The following is a 15,116-nucleotide window of genomic DNA, read 5'->3' on the forward strand; positions in this document are numbered from 1 at the left end:
AAGCTAGAACTCACTCCACAAATATTGCAGGCTTCATAGGCATTGCCTGCTTCTTCTTTCCGCCCTTGTCCTCCTCTGGGTTTATGATGATTTCTAGCCCCGTTTCGCGTTCTATGAAGGCCTTTGCCTGTCTTAAGGCTTTCTCCTCATCGATGCGCTTGAGTTCAAAAGCTCTCTCCTTGACAAGCTTTTGAATCAGCTTTGAAACTTCCTTGCCACGCTTTCTCATCTCTGGGTCTTTCATTACTTCACTCATCGCTGCCTTGAAGTCCTTCTTCTCCGCAACTATTTCTGCTACTCTCCACTTCCACTCTTCAGCTGTGTAGATGTAGGCTCTCTTTGCATTTTCGAGCTTTGCAACGGTGATAATTTCCTTTATATCATCGATTAGTGCCTTGATGTAGTCCTCCTCAAGTTCTATTGTTTTGTTCCACCATTCTTCAACCGGCTCTGGCCACTTGGCAAGGCTTACAAAGCCCTCTCCACCAAGCTTTGTCCAGAGTTCCTCAGCTATGTGTGGTGTAAACGGAGCCATCAAGCGAACCCAGATATCAGCAAGTCTCCTCAAAGTAGCCCTCTTCGCTTCATCATTCCTTCCTTCTGTTCTCCTCATGTACCATCTTAAGTCGTTCAGTATGCTGTAGAAAGCCCATTGAACAGCCGTTCTTGTTCTAAATTCCTCCAGAGCCTCAGTGGCGCCTTTTATGGCTTTGTTAACTCTGTGCAAGAGCCACTTGTCAATGTCCATTAGCTCAACGTCTTTGTCCTCATATTTGGCAAATTCAGTTATCAGCTCATAGAATCTCTCTATTTGCTTTCTTAATTTGCCCACTTCACTCCTCTTCCAGTCAAAGTCGCTGTCGTGTTCTGCTAAGCTCATTATGTAAAGTCTAACCACATCTGCACCGTTCTCTTCAATGGCATCGATGAAGTTGAGCACGTTCCCCTTGCTCTTGCTCATTTTCTGCCCTTCAAGGGTTCCAAAGCCGTTGACCGCTATTCCTTTCGGCCAGTGCTCTTTTCTGAATATGGCAACGTGATTGAAGATAAAGAACGTTAAGTGGTTTGGAATTAAGTCCTTAGCCGAGCATCTCCAGTCCAGCGGGTACCAGTATTCAAATTCTTCCTTCATTTCTCTTATAACTTCCTTTGGAATGCCTGTTTTTTCGCTTAGCTGCTTTTCTTTCTCCTCACTGAAGTTCTCAAGGAATATGTAGTCAAAAACTTCTGGGATTAGCTGTTCTCCTTTAATGCCATACTTATTTACGGCTCTGCTTATGGTGTAGTAAGCCATGTAGATTGTTGAGTCGCTCAGACTTTCGATCACCCACTCCGGATCCCACGGCAAAGGAGTTCCAAGGCCAACTTTTCTCGCGCAGGCTTTCTTGTCGAGCCACTCTATTATGGCTTCAAACTGTGCCCTTCTTGACTCCGGCAGGATTTTCATTTGCGCCAAAGCCTCTCTTGCTTTTGCCTTCCATTCTGGGTTTCCGTAGTCGATAAACCATTGGTCGTGGATTATTTTTATAACCGCCCTGTTTCCAAACCTTGAGATGACGTTTTTGTCCGAGAATTCATACATCCTGTCAGCTATTCCTTTTTCGAACATATCCTTAGCTACTAGCTCCTTTACCTCATTAACGGGTTTTCCTTTGTAGGGCTCAATCTTGAAGACACCCTTGTGGTATTCAGCTTTGTAGATGTTTTTTGTGGCCTGTTCAAGTTTTTCCACATCTTTTTGGCTCTTTACTCCAAGCTTTTCACTCTCTTCAACAGCCGGAAATTCACCATAGCCCTCCAACTCAATCAGGGAGATGTAGCTTATGTTTTCAACGATCCTTGGATCAATATCATACTTCAACAGAATTTCTGTGTTCTTCTTTATGTCCTCTAAGGCTGCATGATCGAAGGGTGCATGTGCAGGAACGCTCATGACTACTCCGGTAGCATTATCTGGATCAACGAACTCAGCGGGCAAAATAATTACCTCATCTCCAGTTACCGGGTTCTTGACCCACTTTCCAATTAACTTCTCTCCCTTGAACTCTTCCAGAACTTCAATATCCTTATCTTGGAAGCTCAACTTGTAAGCGGCTTCCTTGCTTATTATCCATTTCTCTTCCTTGTCTCCGCTCTTAACTCTGGCTTTCACGTAAGTTGCCTCGGGATTTAACCACATGTTGGTTACTCCGTAAACGGTTTCTGGTCTTAGGGTTGCCGCAGGTAGATAATAAACTTCGCTGTTTTCTTCAAGAACGAACTTTATCAGAATGTAATCCAGTATCTGTACATCTTCTCCCTCAATAAGGTCGTGATCTCCCAAGGGGGTTCCAACAACTGGATCCCATCTGACGTAGTGGGTTCCCTTAACGATCAGCCCTTTTTCTTTTAATCTCAAGAACTGCCACTCGATAAACTTACTGAACGGCGGAAAGAGCGATGTCGTGTGAAATTCCCTGCTCCAGTCAACACTAAAACCGGCTCTAATAAAAGTCTCCTTTGCCGCCTTCATGAAATACTTAACTATATTCACTGGGTCTTCAAATGTCCATAGAATATCCTCCGGAACTTTGTAGACATCCCTATAAACGTAGATTGTCTGGGGGTCTCTATGCTTTATTCTTTCCGCTATCCCGACTATTGGAGAGCCGGTTATATGCCACGCCATTGGGAACAAGACATTGTATCCCTGCATTCTCTTGAACCTTGCAATAACGTCCGGTATAGTGTAGGTCCTTGCATGTCCCACGTGCAGGTGGCCTGACAAGTAAGGAAATGCAACCGTTATGTAGAACTTTGGCTTCTTTTCATCTATCTGAGGTTCGAATACCTTCTCTTCCAGCCACTTCTGCTGCCATTTTTCTTCAATAGCCTTGAAATCTACCATATCCTAACCTCCCTGATGTTGTTAAAAACGTCTTTTAAAAGAGTTTGCACCGAGGAAAAATACTTGGATTTACGTCTAGGGGGATAGCTAAGTTGATCAGCATAAGAGGAATACCAACTTGTGGAGAACTCGATCCCCCCTCATAAGCATCGCCCTTTATCTTGGCATTGGGATATTTAAATCTTTTGGATATGATGAAGAGTTAAAGCATTACTTCCATTTCAGCTTCCTTCTTCCTACTTTCAAATTCTATGAAAACAGCTTTTGAGTATTTTGTCACAAATAGCAAAACTAAGAAAAGTACGAGTATTGCTAAACTAAGAGCAATTAAATGGGCGGGAGTCTTATCGAGGAGTATGCCAACGAGACCATAGCTTATGGGAATTATTCCCTGACTCATAACTTCCAAAACCGAAAACACCCTCGCCCTATATTCCGTTGGAACAAGCTGCTGGAATTCCACGTTTAGTGGAGTGTTCACGAAGGCATTTGAAATCCCCATTAAAACCGATACCAAAGCAATTGCACCAAACATTCTCCAGCTGGGTCCCAAAAAGAATACAATGCTTTGTGGAAACATTAAAACGGCAAAAATCAACAGTAGAATTGTTTCAACTATCAAACCTTTAACTAAAAGGTTCTCAGCCTTTTTCTTTGCAAACAGTGCACCGATTAAAATGTTTCCGAGAAGTATACCCCCATAAACGAAGTCTCTAAAAGACCGTACTGCTCTGCAGTGAATTTAATAACTATCCTCATCACATAAGGGTAAAGAACCGCAAATATTGGAGCCGCAAAAAAGTTAATCACCAAAGCAAAGCCCATCAAAATTAATATCCCCTTCGGACTCTTATGTAGTTTAAGCCATCTCTTAAACCCTCAAAAACTTCGCCAATGTTTTTTATCTTCTCTACTTTTTGTTCATATCTTATAAAAAGCTCACTAACACCTGAAGCTATAAACGACACACCATTGATAAGAAACGCTATCATTATTCCTCCCATCCCATAAATTATCCCACCAAGGGCTGGGCCCACTATATAAGCTGTGCTGTTGAAGCTCATCAAAATTGAATTTGCTCTCATTAACTCCTCTTTTTCTACTATATCCGGCAGCATAGCACTGGTTGCCGGCCCGAACAAAGCGTTCATGATCGACACAACGAACTGCGTCCCAAAAAGGATAGGTATTGTTATCAAATTTTTTGAAGCCAAAAGAGCTAGAAGTAGAATAACTACTCCCCTTCCAAAGTCCATCCAGACCATTATCCACTTTCTGTTGATTTTATCTCCCAAAACGCCAGCTATTGGGTATAGGAGTAATCGAGGAAGCATTGAAATTATCATAAAAGTTCCCATTATCGTGCCAGAGCCTGTTAAATCTAGAATGAACAAGGGCAAAGCCACATCTTGTACTCCACTTCCCACGAGAGATACGAAACGTCCCATGGCAAAGAGCCAAAAATTTCGATTGTCTCTCATTTACTCTCCCTCAAAAGCTAATTTATGTGGTCAATTCAATAATACATTTTGCTCAAAAGTGATCACAATTAGGAAAAGCTTTAAATGTTTTTTAGCCATAAAAGGCTATGGTGATTGCTATGATTGAGGTTGGAGAATACAAGATTAAAGAGGGACTATACTACACCAAAGACCACGAATGGATTCAAGTGCTTGAGGATGGCACGGTTTTAGTGGGAATAACCGACTATGCGCAAAAGGAGCTTGGTGACCTCGCTTATGTAGAACTTCCAGAGGTTGGAAAAGAGGTGGCAAAAGGAGATGTACTCTGCGAAGTGGAAAGCGTAAAAGCCGTAAGCGAAGTCTACGCACCAGTTAGTGGTGAGGTAATTGAAGTTAACGAAGAACTTGAAGACGCTCCAGAAAAAATCAACGAAGACCCATATGGAGCTTGGATTGCTAAGATAAAGCCAAGCAATCTTGAAGAGGAATTGAAAGAGCTTATGGATGCTAACGCTTATGCTGAATACTTGAAATCACTCTGATTTCTTCTTCTTTCAAATTAATTCTCCTGAAAGCAAAACATCTTCTACAGGCCTTGCTTCATATCCTAATCCTCTCAAAATCCTTGCAAATTCCCTATTATAGCCGTATCGTGTGTAAATTTTTTCAGGCTTAGCCCTTTCAATTATTCTTATAAGCTCCCAGAAGTCTGCATGGTTGCTGAGCTTTAGATTCCCAAACCCAGAAACAAACAGCTCAGAAGGATGGATGCCGTTAATAGGCTTTTGACTCCTAAAGCCCCTAATAACAACCTCCCCATCATTTGAAATGTTGTTAAACTTAATTCCAAATTTTTCGTAGATCTTGGCAACTTTTCTTATATCACTTGGAACTCTCGCAGAATAGCCATGAACGTCCAGAATTTTAAGCAGTTCCTGAGCCTTTCCCATTTGATTTGCATAGAGCGTTGGAACCTTTTTTCTGTCTAATGCTCCCTCCACAAAGGCTATGAGCTTCTTTTCAGCTTCTCTTGGAGTCGGAAAGTTGTACATTGGAAGGCCGTAGGTGGCTTCAATAACCAAGATATCTGCCTTTCTGAATTTGCTTTTTTCGGCCGTTCTAAGCTTAAACCACTTTACATCCCCTGTGTAAAGGAGTGAAAACTCATCAAATTTGATGTATATTTGAGCAGAGCCCAGCATGTGACCTGCTGGATAGAGCTTTGCTTTATAATCACCTATGTAAAAGCTCTCTCCAAATCGGTAGGTCTTGTAGAGTCCACCTTTTTTGAGATGGCTGAGGAACTTCGTGGGTTTTGTGGATACTATAAACTCTCCACTAACAAAATGATCGGTGTGAGCATGACTTTGAAAGGCAATTTTTGATGAAGAATCCAACCCAATACCTTTGATTATCATCATCCATAGTTTATGCCGGAAGTTTTTGAAGTTTATCTTGGCTAATGTTTATTAATTTTGAATGCATACCAACACTGGAGGTGATAAGCTATGAAGGAAAGCCTTAAAGATAGGATAAGATTGTGGAAAAGGCTGTATGTAAACGCCTTTGAGAATGCCCTAAACGCTATCCCAAACGTTAAGGGTGTTCTTCTGGCATATAACACCAACATTGATGCCATAAAATACTTAGACAAGGACGATCTAGAAAAGAGAGTAACCGAAATAGGGAAAGAGAAGGTTTTTGAAATTATTGAAAATCCACCTGAAAAGATCTCCTCCATTGAAGAGCTTCTTGGTGGAATATTGAGGAGCATAAAACTTGGCAAGGCTATGGAGTGGTTTGTAGAGAGTGAGGAAGTGAGGAGATACTTAAGGGAATGGGGATGGGATGAGCTGAGAATAGGAGGGCAGGCAGGGATAATGGCGAACCTTCTTGGGGGAGTGTATAGAATTCCAACGATTGTTCATGTTCCTCAGAATCCAAAGCTTCAGGCGGAGTTGTTTGTAGATGGTCCTATTTATGTCCCCGTCTTTGAAGGAAATAAGTTGAAGCTAGTTCACCCTAAAGATGCCATTGCAGAGGAAGAAGAGTTAATCCACTACATATATGAATTTCCCAGAGGTTTTCAGGTTTTTGATGTTCAAGCACCAAGAGAGAATAGATTCATAGCCAATGCCGATGACTACAACGCGAGGGTCTACATGAGAAGGGAATTCAGAGAAGGCTTTGAGGAAATTACCAGAAATGTTGAGCTAGCGATAATAAGCGGGCTGCAGGTTTTAAAGGAATACTATCCCGACGGAACAACATACAGAGATGTTCTTGATAGAGTCGAAAGTCATTTGAATATCCTCAACCGCTACAACGTGAAGAGCCATTTTGAATTTGCATATACTGCAAACAGAAGGGTTAGGGAGGCACTTGTAGAGCTTTTACCGAAGTTCACAAGCGTCGGCCTTAATGAAGTAGAACTTGCCTCAATAATGGAGATAATAGGAGACGAGGAGCTGGCAAAAGAAGTTCTGGAGGGACATATCTTCTCAGTCATAGATGCGATGAATGTTTTAATGGACGAGACAGGAATTGAGAGAATTCACTTCCACACCTACGGCTACTACCTCGCCCTAACTCAATACAGAGGAGAAGAGGTAAGAGATGCTCTGCTCTTTGCATCCCTCGCTGCAGCTGCCAAAGCCATGAAAGGAAACCTTGAAAGAATAGAGCAGATTAGAGATGCCCTAAGTGTACCAACAAATGAAAGGGCAATAGTGCTTGAAGAAGAACTTGAAAAGGAGTTCACAGAATTTGAGAACGGCCTTATTGATATGGTGGACAGACAACTTGCTTTTGTGCCAACAAAGATTGTAGCATCTCCCAAGAGCACCGTTGGAATTGGAGATACCATTTCAAGCTCTGCTTTTGTCAGTGAATTTGGCATGAGGAAAAGGTAACCTTCTTTATTTTTTTAACCTAGGGTAAAATTTATATAGTAGGAAAAAATAAAAAGTATCTGGCAGGGTGTTTTCATTATTCTGCTTGCTCTAATCACTTAGGAGGTGATAATATGCTTTTAGAAGCTCCGGTTTATAAAGAAATCTTTGGAGCTGTGAAGATTTACGAACTACAAAAAGTCATCAAGATGGATACGGAAACTGAAGATGTCCCTATGTTCACTGTTCAAAATCTCCCGAGAGAGGATATCTACAAAACCATCGGAGAAATGGCAATAATCGTGCCAATGAAAAACGAAAAGCTACACTTAGTTGATGGAGTCCTCAAGGCAATACCCCACAAATCGCCAATCATAATAGTCTCTAACAGCAAAAGAAAGGGGCCCAACAGATTCAAGCAGGAGGTAGATTTAGTAAAACACTTCTGCAATTTGACACACTCGAAAGTTATTATGATCCACCAGAGAGACCCCGGGCTAGCAGAGGCGTTTAGAGAGACAGGGTACGAGGACATCTTAGACGAAAAAGGACTTGTGAGAAGTGGAAAAGGAGAGGGCATGCTCATAGGGATAATGCTCGCTAAGGCAATAGGAGCCAAATACGTAGGATTCGTTGATGCAGATAACTATATACCCGGAGCGGTTAATGAATATGTCAAGGACTATGCCGCTGGATTCTTGATGAGTGAGAGTGAATACGCAATGGTAAGACTCCACTGGAGGCACAAGCCCAAAGTTAGCAGAGGAACGCTTTATTTCAAGAAGTGGGGAAGGGTGAGTGAAATAACTAATCGCTATCTGAATCAGCTGATAAGTGAGAAGACTGCATTTGAAACCACGATAATGGTAACCGGCAATGCAGGAGAACACGCAATGACAATGAAGCTTGCAGAAATTTTACCGTTTTCAACGGGCTATTCAATAGAGCCCTATGAGATAGTGTATCTTCTTGAGCGCTTTGGTAGTTGGGAAAATGTGGAAGAGTTCCAAGATGTTTTTGACCAAGGAATAGAAATATTCCAGATAGAAACGTTAAACCCCCACTTCCACGAGGATAAGGGGCAGGAACATGTAAAGGAGATGGTGCTGCTGTCTTTAACCACAATATACCACTCAAAACTTGCATCAGAGCGGTTGAAGAGGCAGATTTTAGAGGACCTCAGAATGCATGGAATAATAAAAGAGGATGAAGAACCGCCAAAACCAAGGGTCATGAGACCAATAAAGGACATAGACATCAAAAAGTGGATGAAAACCCTCGAATCAAACCAAGAAACTCTCTTGAGGTTCGATTTATGAAGGTAATCTTCCTGGATCTGGATAAAACTCTTATTGGAGAGGACTACTCTCCAGAACCAGCAGCAGAGATAGTGAGTTTCCTGAAGGAAAAAGGGTTCAAAATAGTCTTTAACTCTTCAAAGACAAAGGCAGAGCAGGAGTATTACAGAAAAGCACTCAAAGTCTCGGATCCCTTCATAGTTGAGAATGGGAGTGCAATTTACATTCCAAAAGGGTATTTCAGTTTTGAATTCCCATACAGCCGGGAAAATGAGGGTTACTATGTCATCGAACTCGGCACAAAGTATGATATCATAAAAAAAGCTTTAGATGAAATAAGCAGCCGCTTTGGGCTAAAATACTATGGGAATTCAACAATTGAAGAGATTATCGAATTTACTGGTCTCCCAAAGGAACTTGCAGAACTCGCTGTGAAGAGAGAATATTCAGAGACAATTTTCAAATGGGCAAAAGAGGGATTCCAAAAAGAGATAGAGCAGAGAGGGCTTAAGATCACCAGAGGCAGCAGATTTTACACTGTTACCGGAGACACTGATAAGGGGAAAGCCGCAAAAATGCTTATAGGTTTATACTCAAAGATTGGAAAAGTAGAAAGCTACGCCGTGGGGGATGGAGAAAACGATATTCCGATGCTTGAGGTTGTTGATCACCCATTTGCTATAAATCTTTCACACAAAAGAGCTAAGAACATAAAGACAATAAAAGAACTTATGGAGGTGATAGGATGAAAACACTTATCCTTGCTGGAGGAAAAGGGACTAGATTATGGCCATTGAGTAGAGAGTTAATGCCAAAGCAGTTTATAAGAATTTTCGACAGTGCATCCCTCTTCCAAAAGACCGTTGAAAGAGCGTTAAAATTCTCGAAACCCAAAGAGATATTCATCGTCACAAACAAGGAATACAAGTTTAGGGTTCTAGACGACTTGAAGGAGCTCGGTATAGAAGTTCCAGAGGAGAATATTCTTCTTGAACCTGTTGGAAAAAATACTCTGCCCGCAATTTTCTGGGGAATGAGGGTTGTAGAAGAGAACTATGGGAAGTCAAAAGTTGCTGTTCTACCATCAGATCACCTGATAAAAGTTAATGAAGACTACATAAAGGCGTTTGAAAATGCCGAAAAACTTGCAGATAACTATTTCATAACATTCGGCATTAAGCCAACAAAGCCTCACACCGGCTATGGCTACATAAAACCAGGAGAGAAACTTGAAGGGGGATACAAAGTTGAGGAGTTCAAAGAAAAGCCGGATTACGAGACCGCAAAGCGCTATGTTGAGGAGGGCTACTACTGGAACAGCGGTATGTTCCTTTTCGATAGCTCACTGTTCATTGAAGAAGTAAAAACTCTCGCCCCAGAGGTCTACAACGCCTTTGAAGAGGCGAAAAGCATAGAAGAAGCATATGAAAAGGTTCCGGAAATTTCCGTAGACTACGGCATTATGGAAAAGACTGACAAAGCAGCTGTGGTGCCACTAAACACTTACTGGAATGACTTGGGAAGCTTTGATGCAATATACGAGGCCTTTGAAAAAGATGAAAACGGAAATGCCATCAGAATAAGTGGATTTAAGGGAGACTATATAAACGTAGATTCAAAGGACAACCTAATAATAACGGAGAGGCTAACTGCAACAGTGGGAGTAGAAGACCTAGTGATAATAGACACCGGAGATGCCCTGCTCGTAGCTAAGAAGGGCGAAACCCAAAAGGTCAAAGAGGTCTACAAAAAGCTAGTAGAAAAAGGAGATGAGAGAGCCTTAGTACACAGGACTGCATACAGACCCTGGGGAGCCTATACAGTTCTTGAAGAGGGAGAGAGGTATAAAATAAAGCGCTTAACGGTCTTACCTGGCAAAAGACTATCCCTCCAAAGACATTATCATCGTTCAGAGCATTGGGTTGTTGTGAGGGGGAGTGCAAAGGTAAAAATCGGAGAGAAGGAGCTACTGCTAAGGCCGGGAGAGAGCACATTCATTCCCGCAGGGGTTGTCCACAGGCTCGAAAATCCGGGAAAAGTGATCCTTGAGGTCATAGAGACCCAGATCGGGGAATATCTAGGGGAAGATGACATTGAAAGGTTCCAGGATGACTTCGGGAGAGACTGAAAATGGGGAAAGAAAGCTGCAAAGACAGATGGGAAAGACTCAGCGAAACGCTCTCCTCCCTTTCAATTAGCCTACTCGGAACTATACTCTTTGTACTTGTGATAAGCTACTTTACTCTAAAGGGACTTGGGAATGCTAAGATCACCGTCCCCATTCAAGGAGTTAATGTAGAGATAACCTACCCAGAGATGAAGCTTCCGATAGACTTCGACGCATTGTATAGGGTTATAATACTCCTCTTTGGTACGGTGTTAATTGGAATCCCTATACCCCTCCTACCTGAAAACATAAAGACACTAAAGGGAGGAATTGCACTAATTCAGGTTGCAGTCTTTACCTATGCATTCTATTCCTTCATAGCAATCATCCTTGAGCTTATAAAAGCACTTGCGTGAGGTGATGGTGATGGGCAAGATATTTGGGACGTTTGGAGTTAGAGGAATCGCAAATGAAAAGATAACCCCAGAATTTGCACTCAAAATGGGAATGGCATTTGGAACGCTCTTAAAAAGGGAACAGCCTGGCAAGGAGCTCTGGGTTGTCGTAGGAAGGGACACAAGAGTTAGCGGAGAGATGCTCAAAAATGCCCTGATAAGCGGTCTTCTAAGCGTTGGAGTCAACGTCATAGATGTGGGCATAGCACCAACTCCAGCGATTCAGTTCGCATGCAAGTACTTCAAAGTCGATGGAGGGGCTGTAATAACTGCAAGCCACAATCCACCTGAATATAATGGGATAAAACTCCTTGAGCCAAATGGTCTAGGCCTCAAAAAAGAAAGAGAAGCAATTGTAGAGGAGTTATTCTTCAAAGAAGACTTTTACAGAGCTAAGTGGGACGAGATAGGTCAGCTGGTTGAGAGGGACATAATAAGGCCTTACATAGACGCAATAAAGGCGAGGGTGGATGTGGAGGCAATAAGAAAGAGAAGACCCTTTGTCGTGGTGGATACTTCGAATGGCGCAGGATCCTTAGTGCTCCCTTATCTCTTGAGAGAGCTCGGCTGTAAAGTTGTTAGCGTAAACGCCCATCCCGACGGACACTTCCCCGCAAGAAACCCAGAACCCAATGAAGAGAATCTCCAAGGATTCATGAAGATCGTGAAAGCACTTGGAGCGGACTTTGGAATAGCCCAAGATGGCGATGCAGACCGATCAGTCTTCATAGACGAGAACGGAAACTTCATACAAGGAGACAAAACCTTCGCCTTAGTTGTGAAAGCAATGCTCGAAGAAAACAAGGGAGGTTTGGTCGTAACAACCGTGGCAACCTCCCACATAATAGACGAGCTCGCCAAAATCTACGGAGGAAAAGTTCTGAAGACAAAAGTTGGAGATCTAATAGTTTCGAGGGCACTGCTTGAACACAACGGTTTAGTGGGAGGAGAGGAAAACGGGGGAGTAATATTCCCAGATCACGTTTTGGGCAGAGATGGAGCTATGACCGCTGCAAAGATAGTTGAAATCTTTGCAAAAAGCGGTAAAAAGTTCAGTGAGCTTATAGACGAGCTTCCAAAGTTCTACCAAGTAAAAACCAAAAGACACGTTGAGGGGGATAGAAAAGCAATAGTGGCAAAGGTTGCGGAGATTGCAGAGAAAGAAGGGCTAAAAATTGACACTACCGATGGAACAAAGGTTCTTTTCGAAGATGGATGGGTGCTCGTAAGGGCAAGCGGAACAGAGCCAATAATAAGAATCTTTGCAGAGGCAAGAAGTGAAGAAAAGGCAAGAGAATACCTCAACGTAGGACTAAAGCTGCTGGAGGAAGCCTTAAAGGCTTAACTTTTAAACTTTAATATGCCCACCTTTGGTTTCTTCAATCTTTAAATACCCCTAGAGATTATTCCTAAATCAATGAGAAGAGAAGAGTATGTAAAGAAGTGGGCAACTATTCTTTTCCTCTCTATACTCACGGGGGTAGTCGGTGGATTGGGGGCGGTTGTTTTCAGAAAGCTAATATTTCTCACGAGATTGCTGTTTTTTGAGATTTTACTCCCCCAAATCTCCTTCTATTACCACGGTTACAACTTCGGATATATTTTGCTTCCAGCAATAGGGAGCCTCATAGTCGCACCAATAATCAAAAATTATCCCGAATTAAAGGGAAACGGCATACCCGAGGTTATAGAGGCGGTTATATTCAAAAGAGGAGAAATAAAGGGAATACTGGCAATCTTGAAGGCATTGGTAACTTCAATTACCATCGGAAGCGGAGGAAGTGTTGGTAGAGAAGGCCCGATAGGCTTTATCGGAGCTTCATTAGCCTCAGCCTTAGCGCAGACTTTTAAACTCTCCTCGGAAATGAAAAAGCTCCTAACCACATGCGGTTTAGCTGCAGGGATAGCGGGGACTTTTAATACTCCATTTGCCGGAGCGATGTTCGCCCTTGAAGTCGTTTACATGGGGATATTTTCAATAAACCTCGTCCCGATATTCCTATCTGCCGTGGTCGGCAATACCGTGACGTTGCTGTTCCTGGGGGAAGCTTTTGAAGTCAATATTCCCCTTCAGATTGCCCATGAACACATTGAACTTTTCTTTCTGTTCCTTATGGGTTTACTGTTTGGGATTTTAGCTGCATATTGGGCAAAGTTTCTGTTTTGGCTCACCGATAGATTTGAAGGTATTAAAACTCCACTGTGGACAAAGCTTTTCATCGGAGGGCTAAGTGTTGGCTTTATCGGAATGTTCTTCCCCCAATACGGAATACTTGGGGTCGGCTATGAAGGGATGGAACTTGCCATTGCTGGATTGCTCCCCCTTGCAGTCCTTATCCTTTTAGGAATTGGAAAGATGGTGGCAACATCCGTGATGATATCCTCCGGGCACAGCGGCGGCATTTTCGCTCCCAGCCTTTATATTGGTGCTCTACTTGGAGCTGCATATGGAACAATTTTAAAACTTCTTTTCCCCACCATTGGTATCAATCCAGCCGTTTATGCCCTAGCAGGCATGGCAGCGTTCTTCAGCGGACTAACTCAAGCACCAATAAACCAGATACTCATGGTGGCAGAGCTCACTAGAGGATACGCTCTTCTTCCAGGAGTTATAACCTCCGCAACAACGAGCTTTTTAACAGCTAGGTTTATTCTCAAAGGCTCTTCGGTATATACCCTAAAGCTTGAGCGGAGGGGAATTCGCATAAAAACAGGTCGCCCTGTTGTTTTAGAGACTATCCCCGTTAGAGAGATAATGACTGTAAAGCCCATCTTTGTTTACAAATGGAATACCCTAAGGGATGTGGAGGAGCTCGTTGCAAAGACCGGCCACGACTGCTTCCCGGTTGTTGATGAAAAAATGAACGTATTGGGAATAGTGGGAATAAAAGACTTCCTAAACCTCTCCCAAAGAATAAAAACGTTACCAATAGAGAGGTTTTTGCGCAAGGAATGCGGTGTTGGATATTTAAATGAAACAGCTCAGGATGCCTTTGAAAAACTAATGAAATACGACCAAAACCTTCTTCCCATTGTTGAAAGTCCAAAAAACAGAAGGCTTATCGGTGTTGTAACAAAGAGGGACATCTACAAGGCATATTATAGGGCATTAAGAGAAATGTACATAGAAGAGTGAATCATTTTGAAAGCATTCCAATCATGTAAAAGAGGAGTTTTGCGGCAGTTAAGGCTGTAATATCTCCAAGCTCCATTCCCGCCACTTCCATTATATCAAAACCAATGACCTCTTTGTTCTTCACCAACCATTCCAGCGCCTCTACAACCTCCCAAAACCTTAATCCACCGGCTTCTGGAGTCCCAGTTGAAGGAACCATTGAAAGATCAAAGACATCTATGTCCACAGATACATACACCGGCTCTGGAAGGTCTTTTACAACCTCTATGAACTTTTCAAGAGTGTACTCCCTTGCGTGAACCCAAGTTATGCCAGCTTTTTTGGCATATTCTACCTCTTCTTTTGTGCCACTTCTTATTCCAAACTCGGCAACCTTGACCCGCAATTCTGAAATCCTTCTGGCAACACATGCGTGATTCCAGGGGTTATCTTCATAGCTCTCTCTTAAATCAAGGTGGGCATCGAATACCACGTAGCTTTTCGGCTTTAATGCCTTCACTGGGGCAAAAGTCATTGAGTGTTCACCGCCCAAGACTATAGGAACTGCCTTAGGGTTTATTTTCTTGATTTCTTCTATTGTCTCAATGCCTCTTTTTATTGTTTCAAGCGGATTACCCGCGACGATGGCTAAATCGCCAACGTCAGCTATCTTTACCTCTGTAAGGTCAATATCGTAATCTAAAATATAGCTCTCCAAATTGAGCGTGGCTTGTCTTATCAGCGTAGGCCCGAACCTTGTTCCAGGTTTGTAGGAAGTTGTTCCGTCAAATGGAATGCCGAGGATTACAAAGTTAGCTTCTTCAATATTGCTCATCGGGAATTCAAGCTTTAGCGTCTCATAGGTATAGAGGAGTTCCATCATCCTTCACCCGGAGAGGG

At 42.6% G+C, this 15,116-nt stretch carries 13 protein-coding genes; 8 read left to right on the forward strand and 5 right to left on the reverse strand.

Annotation, left to right across the window (positions count from 1 at the left end; all coding sequences use genetic code 11):
• Positions 1 to 10 precede the first annotated feature (10 nt).
• The 3 genes from leuS to OCC_RS03485 all read right to left on the reverse strand — a co-directional run bounded on the left by leuS (position 11) and on the right by OCC_RS03485 (position 4,368).
• The gene (gene leuS, locus OCC_RS03475; RefSeq protein ID WP_004069869.1) at positions 11 to 2,887 is read right to left on the reverse strand and encodes a leucine--tRNA ligase; all 2,877 of its coding nucleotides are present in this window, start codon (positions 2,885 to 2,887) and stop codon (positions 11 to 13) included.
• A gap of 202 nt (positions 2,888 to 3,089) precedes the next feature.
• Entirely contained in the window at positions 3,090 to 3,509 is a 420-nt protein-coding gene (locus OCC_RS12395) for an MFS transporter (protein WP_020953634.1), read from the reverse strand.
• A 208-nt stretch (positions 3,510 to 3,717) separates the two neighbouring features.
• Positions 3,718 to 4,368: an MFS transporter gene (locus OCC_RS03485; protein WP_004069862.1), complete on the reverse strand. Its 651-nt coding sequence runs from the start codon at positions 4,366 to 4,368 to the stop codon at positions 3,718 to 3,720.
• A gap of 119 nt (positions 4,369 to 4,487) precedes the next feature.
• Between OCC_RS03485 and gcvH the strand changes: the two genes are divergently transcribed.
• Entirely contained in the window at positions 4,488 to 4,892 is a 405-nt protein-coding gene (gene gcvH, locus OCC_RS03490; protein WP_004069861.1) for a glycine cleavage system protein GcvH, read from the forward strand.
• Between the two features lie 12 nt (positions 4,893 to 4,904).
• Here the strand turns inward: gcvH and OCC_RS03495 are convergent, their stop codons facing one another.
• On the reverse strand, positions 4,905 to 5,768 hold the full coding sequence (locus OCC_RS03495; protein ID WP_004069860.1) for an MBL fold metallo-hydrolase: 864 nt from the start codon (positions 5,766 to 5,768) through the stop codon (positions 4,905 to 4,907).
• Between the two features lie 114 nt (positions 5,769 to 5,882).
• On the opposite strand from OCC_RS03495, the gene OCC_RS03500 reads away from it, so the two are divergent.
• The 7 genes from OCC_RS03500 (at position 5,883) to OCC_RS03530 (ending at position 14,237) form a co-directional block, all read left to right on the forward strand.
• Entirely contained in the window at positions 5,883 to 7,262 is a 1,380-nt protein-coding gene (locus OCC_RS03500; protein ID WP_171814849.1) for an ADP-specific glucokinase, read from the forward strand.
• 113 nt (positions 7,263 to 7,375) lie between these two features.
• Positions 7,376 to 8,560 (forward strand): mannosyl-3-phosphoglycerate synthase, encoded by a 1,185-nt coding sequence (gene mpgS, locus OCC_RS03505; protein ID WP_004069858.1) that lies wholly within the window; start codon positions 7,376 to 7,378, stop codon positions 8,558 to 8,560.
• Positions 8,557 to 9,288, forward strand: a complete 732-nt coding sequence (gene mpgP / locus OCC_RS03510) for a mannosyl-3-phosphoglycerate phosphatase (RefSeq protein WP_004069857.1) — start codon at positions 8,557 to 8,559, stop codon at positions 9,286 to 9,288. Before mpgS ends, mpgP begins: the two co-directional genes overlap by 4 nt.
• Positions 9,285 to 10,667: a mannose-1-phosphate guanylyltransferase/mannose-6-phosphate isomerase gene (locus tag OCC_RS03515; protein WP_004069854.1), complete on the forward strand. Its 1,383-nt coding sequence runs from the start codon at positions 9,285 to 9,287 to the stop codon at positions 10,665 to 10,667. The genes mpgP and OCC_RS03515 overlap by 4 nt, the downstream gene beginning before the upstream one ends.
• Positions 10,668 to 10,669: 2 nt before the next feature.
• Positions 10,670 to 11,062, forward strand: coding sequence for a hypothetical protein (locus tag OCC_RS03520; protein ID WP_004069852.1), 393 nt, complete (start codon positions 10,670 to 10,672; stop codon positions 11,060 to 11,062).
• A gap of 10 nt (positions 11,063 to 11,072) precedes the next feature.
• Positions 11,073 to 12,446, forward strand: a complete 1,374-nt coding sequence (gene glmM / locus OCC_RS03525; RefSeq protein WP_004069850.1) for a phosphoglucosamine mutase — start codon at positions 11,073 to 11,075, stop codon at positions 12,444 to 12,446.
• Between the two features lie 72 nt (positions 12,447 to 12,518).
• Positions 12,519 to 14,237 carry a chloride channel protein gene (locus OCC_RS03530; RefSeq protein ID WP_004069849.1) on the forward strand — a complete coding sequence of 573 codons (1,719 nt, stop codon included), beginning with the start codon at positions 12,519 to 12,521 and terminating at the stop codon, positions 14,235 to 14,237.
• Position 14,238: 1 nt separating this feature from the next.
• Here the strand turns inward: OCC_RS03530 and speB are convergent, their stop codons facing one another.
• Positions 14,239 to 15,096: an agmatinase gene (speB, locus tag OCC_RS03535; protein ID WP_004069847.1), complete on the reverse strand. Its 858-nt coding sequence runs from the start codon at positions 15,094 to 15,096 to the stop codon at positions 14,239 to 14,241.
• Positions 15,097 to 15,116: the final 20 nt, after the last annotated feature.

The sequence above is a fragment of the Thermococcus litoralis DSM 5473 genome, assembly GCF_000246985.2.
Classification (GTDB): Archaea; Methanobacteriota_B; Thermococci; order Thermococcales; family Thermococcaceae; genus Thermococcus_A; species Thermococcus_A litoralis.